The 22,947-nt window shown below is 62.9% G+C and carries 16 protein-coding genes and 1 pseudogene; 10 read left to right on the top strand and 7 right to left on the bottom strand.

What is annotated here, in order from left to right; all coding sequences use genetic code 11:
• The first annotated feature begins 45 nt into the window (after positions 1-45).
• The 3 genes and pseudogenes from NKJ80_RS26025 to NKJ80_RS26015 all read left to right on the top strand — a co-directional run bounded on the left by NKJ80_RS26025 (position 46) and on the right by NKJ80_RS26015 (position 2,924).
• Positions 46-1,218 (top strand): glycosyltransferase, encoded by a 1,173-nt coding sequence (locus tag NKJ80_RS26025; RefSeq protein WP_352498577.1) that lies wholly within the window; start codon positions 46-48, stop codon positions 1,216-1,218.
• A pseudogene (locus NKJ80_RS26020) lies at positions 1,215-1,976 on the top strand (WecB/TagA/CpsF family glycosyltransferase); the annotation flags it as partial. The gene NKJ80_RS26025 and the pseudogene NKJ80_RS26020, both read left to right, overlap by 4 nt.
• A 24-nt stretch (positions 1,977-2,000) precedes the next feature.
• Positions 2,001-2,924 (top strand): DUF6492 family protein, encoded by a 924-nt coding sequence (locus NKJ80_RS26015; RefSeq protein ID WP_352498601.1) that lies wholly within the window; start codon positions 2,001-2,003, stop codon positions 2,922-2,924.
• Here the strand turns inward: NKJ80_RS26015 and NKJ80_RS26010 are convergent.
• Positions 2,921-4,216, bottom strand: coding sequence for a lipopolysaccharide biosynthesis protein (locus NKJ80_RS26010; protein ID WP_023681896.1), 1,296 nt, complete (start codon positions 4,214-4,216; stop codon positions 2,921-2,923). The two genes, NKJ80_RS26015 and NKJ80_RS26010, sit on opposite strands and share 4 nt — an antisense overlap.
• Before the next feature lie 198 nt (positions 4,217-4,414).
• Here NKJ80_RS26010 and NKJ80_RS26005 point away from each other — a divergent pair, with 198 nt between their 5' ends.
• From NKJ80_RS26005 to NKJ80_RS25990, 4 genes are all read left to right on the top strand, one after another.
• Positions 4,415-6,703 carry a GumC family protein gene (locus NKJ80_RS26005; RefSeq protein ID WP_352498576.1) on the top strand — a complete coding sequence of 763 codons (2,289 nt, stop codon included), beginning with the start codon at positions 4,415-4,417 and terminating at the stop codon, positions 6,701-6,703.
• Between the two features lie 355 nt (positions 6,704-7,058).
• Entirely contained in the window at positions 7,059-7,958 is a 900-nt protein-coding gene (gene folD / locus NKJ80_RS26000) for a bifunctional methylenetetrahydrofolate dehydrogenase/methenyltetrahydrofolate cyclohydrolase FolD (protein WP_023681888.1), read from the top strand.
• A gap of 17 nt (positions 7,959-7,975) precedes the next feature.
• Positions 7,976-8,968 carry a GlxA family transcriptional regulator gene (locus NKJ80_RS25995; protein ID WP_032905230.1) on the top strand — a complete coding sequence of 331 codons (993 nt, stop codon included), beginning with the start codon at positions 7,976-7,978 and terminating at the stop codon, positions 8,966-8,968.
• Positions 8,969-9,203: 235 nt separating this feature from the next.
• Positions 9,204-10,862, top strand: coding sequence for a vWA domain-containing protein (locus tag NKJ80_RS25990; protein ID WP_352498575.1), 1,659 nt, complete (start codon positions 9,204-9,206; stop codon positions 10,860-10,862).
• Between the two features lie 67 nt (positions 10,863-10,929).
• Here NKJ80_RS25990 and edd read toward each other — a convergent pair whose 3' ends face one another.
• The 3 genes from edd to zwf all read right to left on the bottom strand — a co-directional run bounded on the left by edd (position 10,930) and on the right by zwf (position 14,985).
• A complete protein-coding gene (gene edd / locus NKJ80_RS25985) occupies positions 10,930-12,753 on the bottom strand; it encodes a phosphogluconate dehydratase (protein ID WP_352498574.1) in 1,824 nt (607 codons plus the stop codon).
• A gap of 64 nt (positions 12,754-12,817) precedes the next feature.
• Positions 12,818-13,534, bottom strand: a complete 717-nt coding sequence (gene pgl / locus NKJ80_RS25980; RefSeq protein ID WP_023669306.1) for a 6-phosphogluconolactonase — start codon at positions 13,532-13,534, stop codon at positions 12,818-12,820.
• Positions 13,516-14,985 carry a glucose-6-phosphate dehydrogenase gene (gene zwf / locus NKJ80_RS25975; protein ID WP_023669307.1) on the bottom strand — a complete coding sequence of 490 codons (1,470 nt, stop codon included), beginning with the start codon at positions 14,983-14,985 and terminating at the stop codon, positions 13,516-13,518. Before zwf ends, pgl begins: the two co-directional genes overlap by 19 nt.
• Before the next feature lie 320 nt (positions 14,986-15,305).
• Here zwf and NKJ80_RS25970 point away from each other — a divergent pair, with 320 nt between their 5' ends.
• The 3 genes from NKJ80_RS25970 to NKJ80_RS25960 all read left to right on the top strand — a co-directional run bounded on the left by NKJ80_RS25970 (position 15,306) and on the right by NKJ80_RS25960 (position 18,909).
• Positions 15,306-16,052, top strand: coding sequence for an SDR family oxidoreductase (locus NKJ80_RS25970; protein WP_031205266.1), 747 nt, complete (start codon positions 15,306-15,308; stop codon positions 16,050-16,052).
• A gap of 180 nt (positions 16,053-16,232) precedes the next feature.
• Positions 16,233-17,528 carry a Mur ligase family protein gene (locus NKJ80_RS25965; protein ID WP_352463254.1) on the top strand — a complete coding sequence of 432 codons (1,296 nt, stop codon included), beginning with the start codon at positions 16,233-16,235 and terminating at the stop codon, positions 17,526-17,528.
• An 85-nt stretch (positions 17,529-17,613) separates the two neighbouring features.
• Positions 17,614-18,909 (top strand): Mur ligase family protein, encoded by a 1,296-nt coding sequence (locus tag NKJ80_RS25960; protein ID WP_352498573.1) that lies wholly within the window; start codon positions 17,614-17,616, stop codon positions 18,907-18,909.
• Between the two features lie 48 nt (positions 18,910-18,957).
• Here NKJ80_RS25960 and NKJ80_RS25955 read toward each other — a convergent pair whose 3' ends face one another.
• The 3 genes from NKJ80_RS25955 to NKJ80_RS25945 all read right to left on the bottom strand — a co-directional run bounded on the left by NKJ80_RS25955 (position 18,958) and on the right by NKJ80_RS25945 (position 22,929).
• Complete coding sequence (locus tag NKJ80_RS25955) at positions 18,958-19,803, bottom strand: SH3 domain-containing protein (protein ID WP_023806619.1); 846 nt, start codon at positions 19,801-19,803, stop codon at positions 18,958-18,960.
• Between the two features lie 275 nt (positions 19,804-20,078).
• Entirely contained in the window at positions 20,079-21,365 is a 1,287-nt protein-coding gene (locus NKJ80_RS25950) for an NAD(P)/FAD-dependent oxidoreductase (RefSeq protein WP_023806620.1), read from the bottom strand.
• A 127-nt stretch (positions 21,366-21,492) separates the two neighbouring features.
• On the bottom strand, positions 21,493-22,929 hold the full coding sequence (locus NKJ80_RS25945; protein ID WP_023669313.1) for a glutamine synthetase family protein: 1,437 nt from the start codon (positions 22,927-22,929) through the stop codon (positions 21,493-21,495).
• Positions 22,930-22,947: the final 18 nt, after the last annotated feature.

Below are 22,947 nucleotides of genomic sequence, written 5' to 3'. Positions count from 1 at the left end.
AGGGTTCACCCAGCTTTGCTAGTGGCTGACGCCTGGATAGGTGAGATGCATCTGCTGTTCGCCACATCGATCGTGCCCGACGGCGCTCTCGCTTCGGGCTATGAGATCGCCAATGCTGCGATCATCGCCGCCTTGCGGCGCGCCGGCGTGCGCGTCACCGTCATCGGCTTCATCTGGCCGGGCAAGGCGCCCAGCGACCCCGAAAACACCATCGTGCTCGGCGCCGTCGACGTGCGCACGGAAAGCGCCTCGGCGCGGCAGAAGCTCGCCTGGCTTGGCAAGGCGGTGCTGTCAGGGCTCACCTTCGCTTCCGTGAAGCTGCGCGCGGTTTCCGACAGCGAAGTCCGTGCCGCGATCGAGCGCGCCGGTCCCTTCGACGGCTATGTCCTGAATTCGGTGCAGTTCGCCGGCGCCTTTGAAAAACTGTTCGCCGACCGTCCCTCGATTTTCGTCGCCCACAATGTCGAACATGGTTCGGCCAAAGAGAATGCGGCAGCAGCAAACAGTCGCTTCCAGCGCCTGCTGTTTGCCCGCGAGGCCAGGCTGCTCAAGACCATGGAGGAGCGGCTCTGCCGCCGGGCTCGCTTCGTCTTCACGCTGGCCGAGGAAGACCGCGCCGCACTCGGCGTTGCCAGCGACGACCGCTCGGCGGTGCTGCCGCTGGTGACCACTGCCACGGCGCCAAAGCCGGTCAAGCCGCGCCGCATCGATTGCGACGCGGCGCTGATCGGCACTTGGACCTGGCAGCCGAACCGCATCGGCCTCGACTGGTTCCTGGAAAAAGTCGTGCCGCATCTTCGCCGGAGTTTTCGCATCAGGGTCGCCGGCAACATGCCGTCGGATATCACCTCTGCCCATCCCGGTGTCGAATTTGTCGGCCGCGTGCCCGACGCCCAGGATTTCGTGCGCGGCGCCGCCGTCATTCCACTGATCAGCACCGCAGGCAGCGGCGTTCAGCTCAAGACCATCGAAACCTTCGAACTCGGCCTGCCGTCGGTCGCCACCAGCCGTTCGCTGCGCGGCATCGATCATCGCCCGGCAAATTGTTTCATCACCGACGATCCGGCCGCCTTCGCCGGCGCGCTGGAGGCAGCTGCGGCCGATGTCAGGGATGTCGATGGCACCGCCTTCCATCGCCGGCAGATTAAGGCACTGGATGCCGCCATCAGGCTCGGCCTGGAAAAGCTTGGGCCGGTGGGGAAGGAGGTGTTTGCATGAACATGCACACCGCCCGCGCCGCCTTCGGGCTCGATACGCTGAAGACGATCCTTGGCATTTCGGTCCTTGCCATCGGCTGGGATGACGCGATCGCGCTGCTCACTCGTCTGATCGCCGAGCGGCGCTTCACCAAGGTCAGTTTTCTCAACGCTCACAACGCCAACATCGCCTCTACCGATCCGGTCTTTGCCGAGGCGCTCGACGATTTCCTCATCCTGCCTGACGGCGTTGGCGTCGATCTGGCGGCAAAGCTGCTCTACGGTGCGCCGTTCCCGGACAATCTCAACGGCACTGATCTCATTCCGGCCTTTCTGCAGGCATCGGCGAGGCCGCTGACCGTCGGGTTGCTTGGTGCCACCCGCGCCAACGCCGAGGCGGCGTCGGTCAGGCTGGCCGCGCTGGCGGTGCAGCACGAATTCGTCGTCATCCATGACGGCTATTTCTCCCCCGCCGAAGAGCAGGCGATCGTCGATCGCATCGAGGCATTGCGGCCCGACGTGCTGCTTGTGGCCATGGGCGTGCCGCGCCAGGAATTGTGGATCGCCCGTCATATCGATGCCCGCCACTGCACGCTGCCGATCGCCGTCGGCGCGCTGCTCGATTTTCTCTCCGGCACGGTGCCGCGGGCGCCTCTGTGGATGCGCCAGCTGAGGCTCGAATGGTTGTTCCGTCTGTGCATCGAGCCCGGCCGGCTGTGGCGCCGCTACGTCCTCGGCAATCCGGTGTTCCTGCTGCGTGTCGTCAGGCAGAAATTCTCGCATCGAGCCCGCCGGAGAGTTGCGGTGAACAGCCGCTTCGTGCCGAGCCCTGCAGCCGAGACCGGTGCCCTGCCGCAAACGCCGACGGCGGCGGTGGTGACCGCCAGCTATGCGCCGGATTTCGAACGCTGCCGCCTGTTGTGCGAGACTCTCGACCGCCATGTCTCCGGCGTGGCGCATCATTACATTCTGGTCGAGCACCGCGACGTGGCGCTGTTTCGCCAGTTGGAAAACGACCGCCGCAGCGTTGTCGACGAGCGCGACCTGCTGCCGCGCTGGCTGCGTGTGTTCGACGATCCGATGAGCCTCTTTCGCCGTCGCATCTGGCTCAGTTTCAAGACCCAGCCGCTGCGCGGCTGGCATGTGCAGCAGCTGCGCCGCATCGCCATCGCTGCGCATGCTGGAGAAGACGTGCTGGTCTTCTGCGATTCCGACGTCGCCTTCCTCAAGCCATTCGATCTGAGCGCCTTCTGGCGCGACGGCAAGGTGCGGCTGTTCCGGCGCGACGGCGTGCTGTCGAGCGACGGTCACGACGAGCATCGCATCTGGTCGCGCAATGCGGCCTCGGCGATTGGTATCGATGCATCCGAGGTTTCGAACCACGACTATATTTCGACGCTGATCGCCTGGCGCCGTCAGACCGTGACGGCGATGTGCGCCGAGATCGAGAAGGTGCACGCGCGCGGCTGGGTCGAGGTGATCGCTTCAGTGCGCCGGTTCTCCGAATGCATGATCTATGGCCGCTATGTCGACGATGTGCTGGGGGGCGCCGGCCATTTCCACGGCTCGGAGGAATTCTGCCGCGTGCATTGGACCGGGGAGGCGCTGTCGGATGACGAATTCCGCAGCTTCGTCGCCGCTATGGCACCGGGGCAGGTGGCGATCGGCATGCAATCCTTCATCGGCACCGATATCGGCCGCATCCGCCGCCTGATCGGATTGGCTTAGATTGCCTTGGCGGGCTTGCGCAGCGCCGAATAGGTCAGCAGCGCCGAGGCGAGATAGAGCAGCAGGAAGACGACATTGAGCGATACGACAAGCCTGGGCGTGTCGGCAATCGTGGTCAGCACATAGGTCAACAGCACCGCCTTCAGCCCCGCCAGCAGGCCGAGGTTGAGCGCCCTGAGCGCGGTCTGGCCGCGCGCGAACAGCAGCTCGGCCTGGTATTCGACCAGGTTGCGCAGTCCCGGCACGCCGATTGCCAATGCCACCAAGGGCGCCGCCTCGGCGACATTCCGGCCAAGTGCATTGGGGAAGAAATGCAGCACGATGCCGAGTGCGGCCAGCGCCAATGTCGATACCAGGAACACGCCGGCTTCGATACCGCTCTTGACCCGCAGTCGCGACAACAGCTCCGGCGACCGCATCATCTTCTGCACCAGCATCATCGAGAAGGTGCGGATCGGTATTGCCGTCAGGTCGACCAGCCGCATGATGATGGCATAGATGCCGGCCAGATGCGGCCCGCCGATCGCCAGGACGAGCAGCTTGTCGAATTCCGACTGCAGGTAGAACAGCACTTCGGCGCCGGCAACATAGATCGAATCGGCAAGCCGCCTGAGATAGAGCTCGGTGCGCAGCCTCAGCCGCTGGCGTGGATAATAGAAGCCGAAGGCCAGCAGCAGCGAGGCGGCGTTGGCGCCGATGTAGAACAATGACCAGATCCAGACGCTGTGCTGCCCCGACAGCATGAACAGCACGGCGCCCAGCGCACGGAACGCCGTGGTCACGATCGACAGCACCGCGGCGCGGCCGAATTTGCCGAGCCCGTTGTTGACGATCAGCACCACCTCGACCGGCCGCCACAAAAGCGCTTCGGCAAAGACGATTGCGGCAAAGACGGCCAGAGGCACGGTGCTGGCGAAGAAGATCAGGTAGACGCCCCAGGAGGCCGCCGCCAGCAGTGGTAAGGACACGGCGCCAAGCAAAAGGAAGCCGGCGGTGAAGGTGCCGATCAGATTGGGGCGGATGGTGGCTGTGCGGTAAAGCGCCGAGATGAAGCCGAAAGCGAGGATGCGCGACAGCATGACGCCGGCCGCCGAGGCGGTGGCGAACATGCCGAACTCGGCAATCGACAGCGTGTTGGCAAGTGCGATGAAATAGGCAAGCGAGAACACCAGCCGCCCGCCGGCGCCGCTGATGGCTGAAAGATAGTCGCGAACCAGCCCCCGTCTTTCGGCAAGGAAGGTGCCGATGCGGGCGAGTGTCCGCCTTTGCGGTATGTCGCTGGCCTGCGTCATATCGAGGAAAGCCGTAAGCCGGAAAGCTTAACGTGCGGTTCTGACCCCATTTTACAGATCCCGGCAATGCGTGGCGAAGCGAGAAACTTTCACTTGCAGACTTCGGAAATTAACCTTTTGTTTCCCATGCCTGTTTAGCGTGACTTAACGATTGGCCGACCGCCGCTCCCGCGCCGTCGAAGGTAAAGTTTCGAGACAATGGTCGACAGGGAAAACCGTGAAGACTGGAGGCGCGAGCGCTCCCTCCTGGCGCTCGGCAAAGCTGTGCGCGGCGATGAGGCGGCGGATGCGTCGGCGGTCTCGATCGGTGACCGGGTGGATCCGTCATGGCGCGAGGATGCCGCCACGCGTCACCGCATAGCCCGATCGCAACGCGAGGCGCGGTCGAATCCGGCGCCAACGTCACCGCCCGAGCCGCCGCAGTTCCAGGCCGACGGCGAACCCGTTTCGGCCGCCAGCGCGCGTGAGGAGCCTGTTTCCGGCCGGCGTCAGCAGCACGCCGCCTATGAGCCCCGCTCTTTCCACGAGCAGCGACCGGACCGCGACGACGATGACGGACAGGAATGGAAGCCGCTGATCGATCCGCTCCAGGTCGTCCGCGGCATTAGTCGTTCCAAGTTGCTGATCGTCTCGACGACGATATTGGGGACGGTGCTCGGCGTCGCCGTCGCCGTTTCGACACCGAAGAAATACGAAGCCACCACACAGATGGTCATCGAGCCAGGCGACCTGAAGCTTTCCGACAACGATCTCACCCAACCGGTCGGGCAGCCCGATGCGGCGCTGGCTGTTGTCGAAACCCGCATCAAGATGGTGACATCCGGCAGGGTCCTCGACAAGGTCGTGGCCGATCTCAATCTCGTCGACGATCCGGAATTCAACGGACAGGGCTCTGGCGGCCTTGGCGTCCTGTCGCTCATTCGCTCGATACTGTCGCGCCAGGATGGCCCTGGCGGCGGCGGTGAAGTGCGCCGCCAGGCGCTGGCGGTCGGCAATCTGGCCAAGAGCCTGTCGGTTGAGCGCAGCGGCAAGAGCTTTGTCGTTTCCATCAGCGCCACCACTCAAAGCGCCGACAAATCGGCAAAGATAGCCAATACGACCAGGGACGTTTTCCAGCAGGAGGCGGCCCAATACCAGTTCGGGATGGCCGGGCGCGCGACGGACCAGCTGACGGCCAAGCTCGATGACCTGCGCAAGAATGTCGAGACAGCGGAGCGCAAGGTCGAGGATTTCAGGGCCACGCATGATCTCGTCGACGCGCAGGGCCATCTGATCAGCGACGACCAGATGCTGAAGCTCAACGAGCAGCTCTCAGTCACCCGGGCCCGTACGCTGGAACTCAATGCCCGGGCCGCGTCGGCGCGTTCGCTGGACGTCAATTCGGTCATCAACGGCACCTTGCCGGAAGAAATCAATTCCAACACGATGAGCGAACTGCGCGCGCAATATGCAGCTTTGAAGCAGGAGGCCGACCGCGCCGCCGTGCGTCTGGGACCGCGTCATCCCGAATACCAGGCGCTCAACGCCCAGCTCGGCGGCTCGCGCGAGCGCATCGCAGGCGAACTGCGCCGCATCGCCTCGTCGCTGCAGGTCGACTTGAAGCGCTCGGTCCAGCTTGAGCAGGATCTCGCTTCCCGCCTGGCTCAGGCAAAGGTCCAGAGCGGCGACGTCAACAGCGATCTGGTCAGCCTGCGCGAACTGGAGCGTGATGCCACGGCCAAACGCTCCGTCTACGAACAGTACCTTCTGCGCGCCAAGGAGACCGGCGAACAGCAAAACATCAACACCACCAACATCAATCTGATGACCCCCGCGCAACCGCCGCTCGAACCCAACGGACCGTCGCGGGCTGTAATAGCGATGGCCTGCCTGCTGCTCGGGCTTGCTTCGGGCATCGGTGTCGGCGCCATGCGCGGCGCCTTTGCCAGCCTGCGCGGCGCTGCCAATTCGCGTTCGCGCGGCAGAATGGACGAGCGCCGCCCTCCGGTCGAGGACAAGGTCTATCGCGCGCCGCTGCCTGTGGCGCCGCCACCGGCAGCACCTCCGGTGTTGCCGACCGCGGCCGCTCCCGCCCGGAGCCCAGGTCTGTTCGACGGACTGTTCTCGGCGATGCGCAAAGCCGCGCCGGGTAGCGGGACGTCAGGCGAACCCGTCGAGACCTACCGCGCCCAACCAGCCGCCGAATATACAAGGCCGGTGCAGGAGCCTGTGGGCTATCGCCAGCCGGACTTCCGGAACGAGGTTCCGCACGCCAATTCCCCTGCGCAGCAGCTTGGCTACGCGCAGCCTCGTCAGCCGGCTGACTATGCCTATTCGCAGGCTCAGCCGATGCCCGCGGCGTCCGGGCCGTGGTCTTCTCCGCAGCCCGCTGGGGCGGCGCCGGAAGACCAGCAGGCGCAAATCGACGATATCCGCGCCAGCCTGCGCGAATTTCGCGAAGCGGTGCGCGAACTCACCGAAAGCCGTTCGCACCGCCGCTATTTCTGAGCAATTCCAGGAAAAGTGTGAAACGGTTTTCCCGGGAAAAGCGCGTAGCGCGCTTTCCCTTGGGAATTGCGTCAAAACAAGAAATAGAGCGGTTCAGCCTTTCCGTGAAAGGATGAGTCGCTCTGAGCCCGTCAGCACAGAATAAAAGCTGCCGGTTTCGAGTTTACGGCATGTGACGGCGCTTTGACGGGATTGCTTAGGCCAAATTTCGTGACAATGCCGCGCAGCATGGCGCCCGAAAAGCGCTGCCGTCGGGCTTTCCCCGAATGGGCGGAACGTTTGGAACAACGACATGCACGAAGCAACGTTCAAGGCGCGCGCCGCGCCTTGGCTGGAATGATGTCGAGGATGGTTCATGGCCGAAGTGATTGACGGAAAGATCGTCGCCGCAGACGTGGTTCAGAAGGTCAAGGCCTTGACCGAGGACCTGGTCGCCAAGGGAAAGGCCCAGCCCGGCTTAGCGGTGGTCATCGTCGGCGAGGATCCGGCAAGCCAGGTCTATGTCGCGTCGAAGTCGCGCACCGCCAAGGAATGCGGCTTTCATTCGCTGCAGCACACACTGCCGGCCGACACGTCCGAAGCGGCACTGCTGAAGATCATCGGCGAACTCAACGCCGATCCGGCCATCAACGGCATTCTGGTGCAGCTGCCGCTTCCCGCCCATATCGATGCCGGCAAGATCATCCAGGCCATCGCACCGCAAAAGGATGTCGACGGCTTTCATTTCATCAATGTCGGCAAGCTCGGCACCGGCGAACTCGAAACAGCCTTCGTGCCCTGCACGCCGGCCGGCTCCATGCTTTTGATCGAACGCGTGCGCGGCAAGGATCTTTCCGGCCTCAACGCGGTCGTCGTCGGCCGCTCCAACATCGTCGGCAAGCCGATGGCAAATCTGTTGCTTGCCGCCAACTGCACCGTCACCATCGCCCACAGCCGCACCAAGGATCTGCCGGCGCTGGCCCGCACAGCCGACATTCTGATTGCCGCCGTCGGCCGGCCCGAAATGATCAAGGGCGACTGGGTCAAGCCGGGCGCCACCGTGATCGATGTCGGGATCAACCGCATTGCCGCACCCGAGAAGGGCGAAGGCAAAACCCGCCTCGTGGGCGATGTAGCCTATGCCGAAGCGGCCAAGGCCGCCGGCGCCATCACCCCCGTGCCCGGCGGTGTCGGACCGATGACCATTGCCATGCTGATGGCCAATACGTTAGCCTCAGCCTACCTTGCGGCCGGCTTGAAGCGGCCTTCCTTCTGACCCAGAAAGCAGCTTCTTTGCCGAACCTTACTATACCCTCTGAACGGCCGGATGATCCCGTTCAAGGGGGCCGGCAATTCGCGTTCCTGCTGGTCGACAAGTTTTCGATGTTTTCGTTGGCAGCGGCGATCGATACCTTCCGCTCGGCCAACCGCCTGCTCGGCCGCGATTTCTATGGCTGGACGACGGTCTCGGCCGACGGCGATCCCGTCATGGCCTCCAATGGCCTGCCGCTCAAGATCGACTATGCCGTCGCCGATTTGCCGCCGGTCGATATCCTATTCGTGTCGGTGGGCCTGTCGGTCGAGTTCCCCGGCAAGAGCAAGGTGCTGGCGGCGCTGCGCAGCTGGGGCCGGCGCGGCAATGCGCTCGGCGCGCTGTCGGTGGGCTCTTATCTCCTCGCCGAAGCCGGTCAGCTCGAAGGCTATCGCTGCACCATCCATTGGGAAAACCGCGCCGGCTTCGTCGAGCGCTTTCCCGACATCAATTGCACCGGCAACGTCTTCGAGATCGACCGCAAGCGCTACACCTGCGCCGGCGGCACCACCTCGATCGACCTGATGCTGGAGATCGTGCGTGGCGACTTCGGCTCGAACCTCGCCAACGGCGTTGCCAACCAGTTCCAGCATGAGCGCATCCGCTCCGCCGGCGACCGCCAGCGCGTCGGGCCGGAGCGCGACCTGACCGGCAAGTCGGAGAAGCTAAGGCGCATCGTCGAACTGATGGCCGACCATCTCGACGAGCCGCTATCAGCCGTGCAGCTTGCTAAATCGGCGGGCCTGTCGGTGCGCCAGGTCGAGCGCTTGTTCCTGCGCCATTTGAGCGTCACGCCCGGTCGTTACTACATGCGGCTCAGGCTTGAGCGGGCGCGCGAACTGCTGCGCCAGACCAACATGCCGATCCTCGACGTGGCCATTGCCACCGGCTTTACCTCGCACTCCTATTTCGCGCAGAGCTATCGGCTGCAGTTCGGCCGTCCGCCTTCCGAAGAGCGGCGCACCACCTACTGATTTCGTGCTACCAGCTCTGCCGGTGCCGATCCTGTTACACTGCAACCGTTAGAAGCATGATCCCAAAAAGTGGGTGCCGGTTTTTGGAAAAGATCGTGCTCCAACAAAGGGTTAGATCATGATGAGATTTCATCCAAATCTCATCATGATCTAGTAACCCGCTCCAGGCTTGTGTCCGGACGCGCTGTCAAATAGCTTCCGGCGCGGATCAGAGGGCGGCCTCAAGGAGATTTCGATGGCGGGACTTTTGCGGAGCGTCGCTGCGGCGCTGCTCCTTTTGTCGATGACTTCGCTCGGCTTTGCCGCCAATAGGGTTATCATCATTCTTGACGCTTCAGGCTCGATGTGGGCCCAGATCGACGGCAAGCCGAAGCTCGAGATCGCGCGCGAATCGCTGAGGACCGTACTGCAGTCGGTCCCGGGCGACGACGAGATCGGCTTAATGGCCTATGGCCACCGCGAAAAGGGCAGCTGCGACGACATCGAGCTGATCGTGCCGCCGCAAGCCGGCTCGGCTAGCGCCATTTCGGCCGCTGCCGACAGCCTGAAATTCCTCGGCAAGACGCCGCTGACCGCAGCCGTCAAGCAGGCGGCCGAAGCTCTGAAATACACCGAGGACAAGGCGACCGTGGTTCTCATCACCGATGGGCTTGAAACCTGCGAAGGTGACCCGTGCGCGCTGGGCAAGGAACTGGAGGCCTCAGGCGTCGATTTCACCGTCGACGTCGTCGGCTTCGGCCTGACCGCTGACGAGGGCAAGCAGATCGCCTGCCTTGCCGACAACACCGGCGGCAAATATATCCAGGCCTCGGACGAGAAGGCGCTGCAGGAAGCACTGGTCGAAACCGTCGCCGCGCCGGCTCCGGCGCCGGCACCCGAACCCGCTCCGGCGCCTGCCCCTGAACCGGCAAAGCCCGAATTCAATTTCATCCCGACCGTGGTCATGGCGGAAGGCGGCGATCCGATCACCGACGGCAATGCCTGGGAGGTCTACAAGGCCAAGCCTGATGGCACGCGTGGCTACAACGTCACCACCGAATACGGCGCCTACAAGGGCAATCTGGAGCCGGGCGACTACATCATCGTCGCGCGCGACGGGGAGGCCAAGACCGAACAAAAGCTCAAGGTCGAGGCAAGCCAGATCTACAAGCCGCTCTTCACCCTGAATGCCGGCACGCTCATCATTCATCCGCGACCAAGCGTGGGGGCGGATGTTGTCGATGGCGCGGCTGTCGTGATCGACTATCCGGGCGCCGATAACCCCGCGACCTACTATGGCACCACCAAGGTGGTGTTGCCGGCCGGCGACGAGAAAGTGACTGTCACCATCGGCCAGGGCGTGGCTACCGAGACGATTCCGCTCGCTGCCGGCAAGACGGTCGAAAAGGACATCATCGTCGGCGTCGGGCATGTCGTGGCCAACGCCTACTATGTCGCCGGCGGCGACAAGGCCGATGGTTCAGGCATCGGCTTCAAGGTCTTCAAGGCGAAAAAGAAGATCGACGGGACCAGGGAAGAGGTGACCTACTCCTATGGCCCTGACAGCAAGTTCGATCTGCCGGCCGATGACTATGTGTTGATTGCGACGGTCGACCTCGCGGTCGTCGAGCGGCCGTTCACCGTCAAGGTCGGCGAATTCCAGGATGTGAAGGTCGCCATGAACGCCGGCGTGCTGGCAATCACCGCGCCCGGCGCTTCAAAGATCGAGATTTTCGAGGCTAAGAAAGACATCAACGGCAATCGCAAGTCGCTTGGCTACGCTTACGACCAGAAGTATCAGGCGGCGATAGCGACTGGCGATTATGTGGTCGTTTCGGAGAAGTCGGACAACAGCTCGAAGGAAGGCACCGTAACGGTCAAGGCCGGCGAGCGAGCCGAGCTCACGGTGCAATAGGATCGTATGGACGAACGCAAAAAAGGGCGGCCACGAGTCGCCCTTTTTCATGGATAAGGCAATCTGGTCAGGCCGTGCCGAAAGCACTGGCGCCGTGGTCGGCGCGGCCGACCAACTGGCGGAAACCAGCGAACAGCTCGCGGCCGAAACCGAACTCGTTGCCGATGAGATCGATGTCGGCCGTGCGGCGCAGCGCGAGCTCGGGCCCCGGCACCAGCACTTCCAGCGTGCCGGCATCGGCGTCGAGCCGGATGATGTCGCCGTCATGGATCCTGGCGATCGGCCCTTCCTCGACCGCTTCCGGCGTTACATGGATCGCCGCCGGCACCTTGCCGGAAGCGCCAGACATGCGCCCGTCCGTGACCAGCGCGACGCGCTGGCCACGATCCTGCAGGATGCCGAGCACGGTGGTCAGCTTGTGCAGTTCCGGCATGCCGTTTGCCTTCGGGCCCTGGAAGCGGATGACGGCGATGAAGTCGCCGGTCAGCGTGCCGGCCTTGAAGGCTTCGTTCAGTCCCTGCTGGCTGTCGAACACCTTGGCCGGCGCCTCGATGACGCGGCGTTCCGGCTTCACGGCGGACGTCTTGATGACGGCGTGGCCGAGATTGCCGGCGAGCACCTTCAGGCCGCCGGTCGGCTGGAAGGCCTTCTTGAACGGCGCCAGCACCTTCTCGTCGCCGCTCTGCAGCGGCGAGGCTTCACGCACGACGCCGCCATCTTCGCCGAGCCGGGCCTCGACCGCATAGGGCCTCAGGCCTTCGCCCCATACCGTCTGCACATCCTCATGCAGGATGCCTTCGTCGAGCAATTCGCGGATCAGGAAGCCAAGCCCGCCGGCGGCGTGGAAATGGTTCACGTCGGCAAGCCCGTTCGGATAGACGCGCGCGAGAAGCGGCACCGCTTCCGACAGGTCGGAAATGTCCTGCCAGGTCAGCGTGATGCCGGCCGCCGCGGCCATGGCGATGAGATGGATGGTGTGGTTGGTAGAGCCGCCGGTGGCGTGCAGGCCGACGACGCCATTGACGAAAGAGCGCTCGTCGATCATGCGGCCGACCGGCGTGTAGGCGTTGCCGAGCGCGGTGATCTCCAGGGCTCGCCTGGTCGCCTCGCGCGTCAGCGCGTCGCGCAGCGGCGTGCCTGGATTGACGAAGGACGCGCCGGGCGTATGCAGGCCCATGATCTCCATCAGCATCTGGTTGGAATTGGCGGTGCCATAGAAGGTGCAGGTGCCCGGCCCGTGATAGGATTTAGACTCCGCTTCGAGCAGTTCTGCGCGTCCGGCCTTGCCCTCGGCATAGAGCTGGCGAACCTTGGCCTTCTCGTCGTTGGGCAGGCCCGTCGTCATCGGCCCGGCCGGCACGAACACCGCCGGCAGATGGCCGAAGGTGAGAGCCGCGATCACAAGCCCCGGTACGATCTTGTCGCAGACGCCGAGATAGACGGCGGCGTCGAACATGTTGTGCGACAGGCCGATCGCCGCGGACATGGCGATCACGTCGCGCGAAAACAGCGAGAGCTCCATGCCGGGCTGTCCCTGGGTCACGCCATCGCACATGGCGGGCACGCCGCCGGCCACTTGCGCGATGCCGCCAACTTCCTTCGCGGCTTCCTTGATCAGCGCCGGGAAGGTTTCGAAGGGCTGATGCGCCGACAGCATGTCATTGTAGGAGGTAATGATGCCGAGGTTCGGCACCTTGTCGGCGCCGAGCGCAAGCTTTTCAGACGGGCTGCAGACGGCAAAGCCATGCGCGAGGTTGCCGCAAGACAGAACCCCCCGGTTGGCGGCGCGGCTGGAGGTCTCGGCGATGCGGCCGAGATAGCGCTCGCGGCCGGCTTTCGAGCGTTGGCGGATGCGTTCCGTGATGGCTTCGATGTCGCGTCTGGCTGTCATGGTCGGTCCTTTCGAGCCCCGGAAGAACGTCCTCCACCGTCTGCCGGGACTGCTTTGCGTGAAATCAGGGTGCCCAGAACACCTCTACCGGGGTGGGTGCCGCTTCGAGCACTTTGCGGATGGGCTTTTTCGCACCCGGTCCCATCGCACCGTCGAAGGCGGTGCGCTTGTCCTCGCCTTCTATATGCAGCGCGATGAAGCCGGCGTCGACGATCCGCGCCAGCGGCAGCGTCAACCGGGGTTCGCCGGCGCTTGCCGCGTGAACCGGCAGCACGATCCTTGATGAGGCCGGGTCGAGCAAATCGCCGAGATTCTCGGCGTCGGGAAAGAACGAGGCGGTGTGGCCGTCGCCGCCCATGCCGAGCACGACGACATCGAGGGGCCAGGGCAGAGCCTTCAGCGCCGCATCGTCGGCCGCCGCGGCGGTCTCGATGCTTGCCGCCTCATGGTAGAGCGGCACGAAGTGCGCGGCAGCCGCCTTGTTCTGCAGCAGGTTGGCCGCGACCAGCCCCGCATTCGAGCGCGGCGAGGAGGCCGGCACGAACCGTTCGTCGACCAGCGTCACCGTCACCTTGTTCCAGGCGATCGGAATGGCCGAAAGTGCTGCAAAGAACTTTGCCGGCGTGGTGCCGCCGGAAACGGCAAGCAGGGCCGTGCCGCGCTCGTCGATGGCCTTGGTCAGGCGCGCCGCGACATTGCCGGCAAGGGCTGCCGCCAGATCCTGGCGCCCGGCAAAGCCGTTCCAGTTATAGACGGGCTCGCTCAATTGCTTTCGTGCCATGTCCGCCCGTCGCGTTCGATCAGCGCAATCGAGGCCGAGGGACCCCATGTGCCGGCCGTATAGCCTTGCGCCTCCTGCCTGGCGCTTTCCCAGGCGTTCTGGATCGGGTCGATCCACTTCCATGCCGCCTCGACTTCGTCGCGGCGCATGAACAGCGTCTGGTTGCCGCGGATAACATCCATGATCAGCCGTTCATAGGCGTCCGGCGCGCGACCGTCGAAAGATGTTGCAAAGCTCATGTCGAGCGGGATCTGGCGCAGCCGCATGCCGCCCGGGCCTGGATCCTTGATCATGATGAACTGCTTGACGCCTTCGTCGGGCTGCAGCCGGATCACCAGTTGGTTGGCTGAGATCGGCCCGGCGCTGTCGCCGAAGATCGAATGCGGGATCGGCTTGAACTCGATGACGATTTCCGAAACGCGGGTCGCCAGCCTTTTGCCGGTCCGGAGATAGAACGGCACGCCGGCCCAGCGCCAATTGCCGATCTCGGCCTTGATGGCGACGAAGGTCTCGGTGGAGCTGTCTTTGCCGAGTTCCTCGACATAGCCTTTCACCGCGCCGCCTGCAGAGGCGCCGGCGCGGTACTGCCCGCGCACGGTGTGCTTGGGTGCCTCATTGCCGTTGATGCGCTTCAGCGCCCGCAGCACCTTCAGCTTCTCGTCGCGCACGGCATCGGCATCCATCGACGATGGCGCCTCCATGGCAACCAGGCAGAGCAGCTGCAGCATGTGGTTCTGCACCATGTCGCGCAGCGCGCCGGCCTTGTCGTAGTAGGTGACGCGGTCTTCAAGACCGACGGTCTCGGCCACCGTGATCTGCACATGGTCGATATGGGCAGAATTCCAAAGCGGCTCATAGAGCGCGTTGGCAAAGCGCAGCGCCATCAGATTCTGCACCGTCTCCTTTCCGAGATAGTGGTCGATGCGGAAGATCTGGCTTTCGTGGAAGTCGTCTCCAACCACGTCGTTGAGCTTGCGCGCCGAATCGAGGTCGCGGCCGATCGGCTTCTCCAGCACGATGCGCGAATTCGGCGTGATGAGATTGTGGGCTTTCAGCTGGTGCGAGATGTCGCCGAACAGCGCCGGCGCAACCGCCAGATAGAAAGCGCGAATGCGGTCGCTTTCGCCGATCGCCTTTTTCAGCTTGTCGAAGCCGGCACCCGTCGTCGCGTCGGCCGATACGTAGGACAGCCGGGCAAGAAATGTCTTGAGTTCCTCGGCGTCGATGTCGGCCGGCTTAACATGCTGGGAAATCGCCTGCTTGGCGAAAGCCTGGAATTCCTCGTCGCTCATCTTGGAGCGCGAGGTGCCGATGATGCGGGTCGGCTCGGAAAACTGGTGGTCGCGCTGGCGGTGGTAGAGCGAGGGCAGCAGCTTGCGTTCCGACAGGTCGCCGGTGCCACCGAAAATGATGAAGTCGAAAGGCTCGACGGGAATGATCTGGCTGGTCATGGTCTGTCCGCTTTGACGCCGCTCGCTGTGACGCGGCTGGATATAATCTAATCGATTTAAATTATCCAGTGCCATGGTGTCACATAAGGACAAATCACTGCATATTGATTCGGTCCAAATGTGCCTTGACACTGGCTTGCACCCGGAGGCCTTTCGTCAAGCGATGGTCCCGGGGCTTTCGCGCCTGCAACATAAAGCGGGAATGTGACGAAAGCTAATGCGTGTCGCCCAGAAGTGCGAAGCGGTTCTGGGAGACAGACACGCATCAAACAAAAAGGAAAATGCGCTTGCGAGGTGGGTCTTCAATGAGCGGAAAAAGCATGCGTCTGGAAAACAAGGTTGCCGTCATCACGGGTGCTGCGTCAGGTTTCGGCGAAGGCATGGCCAGGCGCTTTGCCGAAGAGGGCGCCAAGGTCGTCGTCGCCGACCTCAACGCCAAGGGCGCGAAGCGCGTTGCAGCAGAGATCGGCCAGGCCGCGATCTGGACCCAGACCGACGTTTCGCAGCGTTCCGAATTCGACGAGATGGTCCATGCCGCAGAAAGCGCCTTCGGCCGCATCGATATCATGGTCAACAATGCCGGCTACACCCATCGCAATGGCGACATGCTCGAGGTCGACGAGGCGACCTTCGACCTGATCACTTCAGTCAACATGAAGGCGATCTATCACGCCGCACTTGCCGTGGTGCCGATCATGGAGCGGCAGGGCGGCGGCGTCATCCTGACCACGGCTTCGACCGCCGGTTTGCGGCCGCGTCCGGGGCTCACCTGGTACAATGCCTCGAAGGGCTGGGCGATCACCGCGACCAAGTCGATGGCGGTCGAACTCGCGCCCAAGAACATCCGCGTGAACTGCCTTTGCCCGGTCGCCGGCGAGACCGGCATGCTGGAGAAATTCATGGGCACTGACACGCCCGAGATCCGCGAGAAATTCCGTGCCTCGATACCGCTCGGCCGTCTGTCGACGCCGCTCGATATCGCCAACGCTGCGCTTTGGCTTGCGTCGGACGAAGCCGCCTTCATCACCGGTGTGGCGCTGGAGGTCGACGGCGGCCGCTGCATTTGAGCAATTCGGGAAGTACCTCGCTGTTCGCAATGCATGGCAGGCAGAGCCACATCGGCAAGAGTTCGCATCGGTGCGCCGGCCAGCCGAGGAACGAACAGTTGACGTCGTCACGCCGGACCCCCGTTTGACTTCTCGATCCCCCAAAAGGCATAACGGGATCGTGGATAGTGTTGGCGGGTGATGAAGATCAGGCAGCAGAAAAGTCGCTACGATCTGGGATGGCGGCTGCGGCTTTACCTGGCCACGCGTGCGCGGGCACAAAGCAAGGCGATTTTCATCGGCATTACCGGAAGCTCCGGCAAGACCACGGCGGGAAGCCTGCTTGGACACATCCTGGCCGGTCATGGTTCGGTCCACACACAGGTTCTGGCCAACACTATGAAACTGTTGGTCTCGACCCTATCCAGGCGAATGGGAAAGGGCGGCAAAACCGACTACGTCGTCTTCGAGGCTGCTGCATTCGGCCCGGATACAATGAAGCCCATGGCCGAGTTGCTTCGCCCCGACGTGGCTGTTGTCACAATGGTCCGGCTGGAGCATCGGGCCAGTTTCAAGACTGTGGAAAACGTCGCTCGAGAAAAGAGCGCCCTAGTCGCGGCGCTGGAGCCGGGCGGCTTCGCGATGCTCAATGCCGATGACCCTCTTGTGATGGGCATGGCCTCGGCGAGCTATTGCCGTTCCGTCACATTCGGCACATCGGAGCAGGCGGATTATCGCGTCAGCGATATCGAGGCAGCCTATCCCAAGCCGTTGCGGTTCTCGCTCCACTGGCGCGGCGGTGTGCTCGATATCGAGACGTCGTTCCCCGGCCAGCATTTCTGGCTGCCGACGTCAGCGGCGGTTGCAACCGCTCTTGAACTGGGCGTGCCTGCGCAGATGGTCAAGGACAGAACCGCGACGTTCCAGCCTCTGGAAAATCGCGGCCAGGTGCTCGTCCCCGCGGGCGGCCCCCACTTCATCGTGGATGCCGCAAAGGCGCCCTGGCATTCGCTGAGCCTTGCCTTCGACATGGTAGCCGGATCGACATTCGGGCGAAAACGTATCGTTCTTGGCCAGCTATCGGATTTTTCCGGCTCGAATAACAGATATGCCCAAGCCTACAGCAGCGCGCGCGAGATTGCAGACCAGGTGATTTATGCCGGCGATCATGCCCATCGCTCCAAGGCGAACCAGGCAGATCGCGACAGCGGCCGCTTCATCGAATTGCGCACGGCCAGGGAAGTGTCGGACTACATCGCCCAAACCGCGCAGCGTGACGAGTTGATCCTGCTCAAGAGCTCGTCCAATCTGCACCTCGAGCGTGTCGCTCTTGCCTGGACCCACGACGTCCAGTGCTGGGTTTCGGTATGCGGCAAGACCGAGGGATGCGAGCAATGCGGCCTCTATGAAGTGCCGTTTGAGCAGCACCGTGAGTTTGTGGCGCAGAGAAAATCGAAGCGCCGCAAGCACAGACTGCTGCGGCTCCTCGGCCGCTAGAATCTTTGGCTGAAGCACGCCAGCGCCCGTTTGACTCTGGAACTTGGCACGACGCATATTAGGCTGGGCTAAAAGCTGGCGGGGTGTGAAACTGGAATTGCTGAAAATTCGCAAGGACTTGGGCTGGGCGCTGCGACGGCTGCAGGCGCGCTGGGTGCGGGCGCGTAACAAGGGGACGTTCATCGGCATCACCGGCAGCTCCGGCAAATCCACATCCACCAGCCTGCTTGCACACATACTGGCCGCCCAAGGCAAGGTGCATCTACAGGCCCAGGCCAATACAATGCCTGCGCTCATCCGAACGCTTTACAAGCGCCTGAGGAAGGCCGGCAAAGTCGATTACGTCGTTTTCGAAGCCGGCGCTTCCGACTTCGGCACGATCAGCGCCATGGCGCAGATGCTGAAGCCGAGTGTGGCGGTGGTTACGATGATCCGTCTGGAGCATTTCGGCAAGTTCAAGACTCTGGAAGCTGTGGCGGGAGAGAAGCGGGCGCTGGTCGGGGCACTCCAACCTGATGGACTTGCGGTTCTCAATTGCGATGACCCACTGGTGATCGGCATGGCGTCTGGCGCGAAATGCCGGATTGCGACCTTCGGCCAGTCCGGCGAGGCAGACTACCGCGTGAGTGACGTGCATGCCGCGTATCCGGAATTGCTGCGGTTCACCCTTCATTGGCGCGATGGCAGCCTGAATATTCAAGCGCCTTTTCCCGGCGAGCAATTCTGGCTGCCGACTGCAGCGGCTGTTGCCGCCGCCTTGGAACTTGGCGTCCCGCCAGAGCAAGTCGTAGCGAGAACGGCATCGTTTGCACCACTGCCCAACCGCTCTACGGTGCAAGAGGTATCCGCGGGTCCGAAATTCCTGGTCGATACGGCCAAAGCGCCCTGGCATTCGCTCAACATTGCTCTGGAGATGATTGCAAAGGCCAAGGGTGCTCGCAAGCGCATTGTGCTGGGGCAGATATCCGACTACGCCGGCTCGTCGAGGAAATACGGCGCCGCCTACAACATCGCGCGCGAAATCGCCGATGAGGTCATTTATACCGGCGACAATGCGCATCGCTCGCGCGCCAGCCAGGCCGACCGCGACAGCGGCCGTTTCATTGAGCTTCGCACTGCCAAGGAAGTTTCGGATCATATCAAACGGACGGCAGTCCCAGGAGAACTGATTCTGCTGAAAAGTTCGTCCAACCTTCATCTGGAAAGGATCGCGCTCGCCTGGACACACGACGTCAAATGCTGGGTCCCGATATGCCGCAAGTCGGAAAGCTGCCAAATGTGCGGCCTCTACGAAGTGCCGTTCGAGGAACAGCGGGATTTCCTGGCGAAGCGCAAACTTGCTCGCAGAAGACACCGTTTCAGATGGCTGCTCGGCGGCTGACCAGAATTTGGCGGCTTCGTCTTGGGCAGGCTCGACGACGTCGTTGTCTCAATCCCCGGTCTTGATGTAGCTCTTGTAGATCCAGCCGCGCTTGCCGTTGTAGACGATCTGGCACCATTTCTTGCAACTCATCACCTGCACCGACGACTTGGCGGGCACGGTCCCCATGGCGGCGGCGTTTTTCTGCGGACCGCTGCGCATTGTCACCGCCCTGAGGATGCGTCCGGTGCCGGCGGCAGCAGCCACCTTCTGTGGCTTGGCCTTGGCCTGGGTATCGTCCGTTGCGGCGGAAGATTGCTCGTCTGGAAGTTGCGGTTTTGGCGTCGGTATGGCGGCGGTCTCGGCGTCGTCGTCATTGGCGGGAGCAGCGACCTTTGACAGCTGCGTCGTGGCGTCGCTCTGCGTCGCCGGTTCTTCGAATGCCGCAGCATCGGACGGTTTGGCGGCAGCCTGCTCGGCAGGAGCCTGATCGGATGGCGTCGCGGCAGGGTCGCTGTTGGATTGCGCCGCAGTCCAGCGCGGATCGTTGGCCGACAGCGGCGGCATGGCAGCCCCACCCACAGCGACCGTCGTTGAAACCGCGTCGCCCTTGGGCGCGGCTTGTGGCGCCGCTACCGCGGTAGCCGTCGCCGCGACCGGGGCAATCTTGGTCGTCTTGACCGGAAAAGTCGGAACGTTCTGCTGTGTGCTGGCGATCGCTTGCCGGTCGTTGGCCGGCAATGCCAGCCAAAGCGCTATGCCCGCCACGCCAAGCAGCGCTGCGGTGCCGACCGCGGCGATCACCAGATGCGAATTCGTGCGCACCCCCTGCCAGAAGGAGGGCCGCATGTCATAACCGAATTGCATGGCGAAGCGCCGACGTTCCGGCGCGCCGAAACTGAAGGGCTCGTTCACTCTTGCCACCTCCAAAAGATGAGCCGGTGTTCTTTCGATCGGCGCCGGCAGCCCGGCATTCGATCGGCATCGGTCCCAACAACAAAGCGGGCAGGCCCGCAGAAATCCCCGTTCAATCGCCCAGAACCGGCATCCTTTGCCCTTGATTGTGGCATCAGTGCGCCCTCAGGGGAATTGTGCGCTCTTGCTAAGGATTCTGCAACGTCTCGCTGCGGCAACCAACAGCTCAATAGAATCAGCTCAGTACCAGCCACGGCTGATATGAGATACTTTCCCTATATTCGGTCCCTCAGGGCAAACCAGTTCAGTGCCAAGAACAATAATGGCGTTCTAAATCGCCGGCCGCCGGGAAAAGCCGGGATGTTCAGGTCCTCGATCAGCTTCAGTCTGTCGCGGTTGCCGGCGACGGTCTGGGCATAGAGCTTGCCGAAGAAGTTCGACAGCATCACGCCGTGGCCGGAATAGCCTCCGGCCGAGATCACATTGGGCATCACCTCGCGCACGAACGGTTTCCTGGGCATGGTGATGCCGACATAGCCGCCCCAGCCATGGGTGATCTCGACATCGCTCAGTTCCGGATAAAGCTCGGCTATCTGCCGGCGGATATGGACATGGATGTCCTTCGGATCGTTGACGCCATAGACCTCGCGCCCGCCGAACAGCAGCCTTCCATCCGTGGATTTGCGGAAATAACGCACGACGAAACGCGAATCGTCGACCGCCTCGCCGCCCGGCAGCACTTTCGAATCGACGCCCAGCGGCACCGTCGCGCCGATGAAGGAACCGATGGGCATGATGTGCGCGGCACTCACCGGCTCGAGCGTGCCGCCATAGGCATTTACACCGATCAGGCATTTCTGGGCGGTGATGGTTCCTCTCGAAGTCGTCACCCTGACCTTGCCGCCGCTGGAGGTAACACCGGTCGATAGTGTCTGCTCGAACAGGTGCGCGCCGGCCGCTGCCGCCACCTTTGCCGTGCCGATCACCAGCTTCATCGGGTGGATGTGTCCGGTGCCGGTGTCGCGGGTGCCGCCGAAGTAGCGTGTGGAGCCCAGCCGTTCGGCCGTTTCCCTGGCATCCATGAAGGCGATGTGCGGATAATTGAAGCGGCCCGCCATGATCTCGGCATGCGCCTTGTAGTCGTCGAGATAACGCGGCTTGTGCGCCACGGACAACTGGCCGGGCATATAGTCGATGTCGATCTGGTTGACGGCGGCGAATTCGAGCAGGTGCGCTTTCGCCTCCTCGGCAAGGTCGAACAGCGCCTTGGCGCGGGAGAAGCCGTATTCGGCCTCCATCTCTTCGGCCCAGGCGCGCTGGCCCGTGCCGAGCTGGCCGCCATTGCGCCCTGAAGCGCCGTCGCCGAAGCGATGCGCCTCGATCAGAACGACGTGGGCTCCCGCCTTCGCCAAATGAGCGGCCGCCGACAGCCCGGTGAAGCCACCGCCGACGACGACGACGTCGCAGCTGCGGTCGCCGTCCAGGGCAGGGTACTCAGGGCGTGGTCCGGCTGTGTCTTCGTACCAGGAGCGACCGGGGGAGATAGGTGATTGGTAAGGCATGGGGACACCAGCCAATGGTGAATGGTGAATGGTGAATGGCTGCGAGACGCACGACGTCTGCGCTCATCCATCCAATATGAAACTACTCACCATTCACTATTCACCATTCACACGACGAAGTCGCCGCTCACACGTTGAGCAACAGATACTCCCGCTCCCACGGGCTGATCACTTCCATGAAGGTCTCGAACTCCGCCCGCTTGATCGCTGCATATGTTGCGGCGAAGGACTTGCCCAGAAGAGCGCATAGTTCCTCGTCGCCTTCGAAAAGATCGACGGCTTCGAGCAGGCCGCGTGGCAGGTCGATCTCATCGGCGTTTGCGGTGGTCAGCACCGGAGGCTCGGCCTTGATCTTGTTGGTGATGCCGATCAGCCCGCAGGCAAGTGAGGCCGCCAGCGCCAGATAGGGGTTGGCGTCGGAAGACGGGATGCGGTTTTCGACACGCCGCGCCGCCGGATCCGAGCGCGGCACGCGGAACGCCGTGGTGCGGTTGTCATAGCCCCATTTGTTGTTGACCGGCGCCGAGGCCGACTGCGTCAGCCGGCGGTAGGAATTGACGTAAGGGGCAAACATCACCAGCGCGTTCGGCACATGCTTCTGCATGCCGCCGATGAAATGGAAGAAGTCGTCGGTTTCCGAGCCGTCCTTCGCTGAAAAGATATTCAGCCCGGTCTTCTTGTCGATGATCGACTGGTGGATGTGCATGGCAGAACCTGGCTGGCCCTGGATCGGCTTGGCCATGAAGGTGGCATAGATCTCATGCTTCAGCGCTGCCTCGCGGATGGTGCGTTTGAACATGAACACCTGGTCGGCGAGCTCGACCGGATCGCCGTGACGCAGATTGATCTCGAGCTGGCCGGCGCCTTCCTCGTGGATCAGCGTGTCGATCTCCAGGCCCTGGCTTTCGGAGAAATGGTAGATGTCGTCGATCAGTTCGTCGAACTCGTTGACGCCGGCGATCGAATAGCCGGCGCCGCCGCCGATTGCCCGTCCGGAACGCCCGACGGGTGGGGTCAACGGATAATCCGGGTCGGGGTTCTTGCGCACCAGATAGAATTCGATCTCGGGCGCCACCACCGGCTTCAGCCCGCGCTTGTCGTAGGCTGCTACCACGCGCTTCAGGACGTTGCGCGGCGTGAACTCGACCGAACGGCCATCCTGATGGACGAGGTCGCAGATGACGGCGGCCGTCGGGTCTTCTTCCCACGGCACCACGGTCAACGTCGACAGATCCGGCATCAGCTTCAGGTCGCCATCATCCTCCGGATAGTGGAAACCGTTGCCGTCCTCGGGATAGCCGCCCGAAATCGTCGTCATGAACACTGCCGACGGCAGCGCCAGCGAGGTGTTGGAAGTGAATTTCTTCGACGGCATCATCTTGCCGCGCGCGACGCCAGCCTGATCAGGCGTGATGCATTCTATGTCTTCGATGCCGCGCCATTCCAGCCAGGCGCTGACTTCCTTCCAGTTCTTCACGCCGCGTTGATTTTTCACGAAGGCAGGCGTTCGGACGCGTCCTCCGCGGGTCGACGGACGGACTTCCTTTTTCGCAGGCGGCATCATTCACCAGTTTGGGTTGCA

Origin of the sequence: Mesorhizobium sp. M0030 (assembly GCF_040323695.1) — a bacterium.
GTDB lineage: Bacteria > Pseudomonadota > Alphaproteobacteria > Rhizobiales > Rhizobiaceae > Mesorhizobium.
This window is presented reverse-complemented; position numbering and strand designations above follow the sequence as displayed.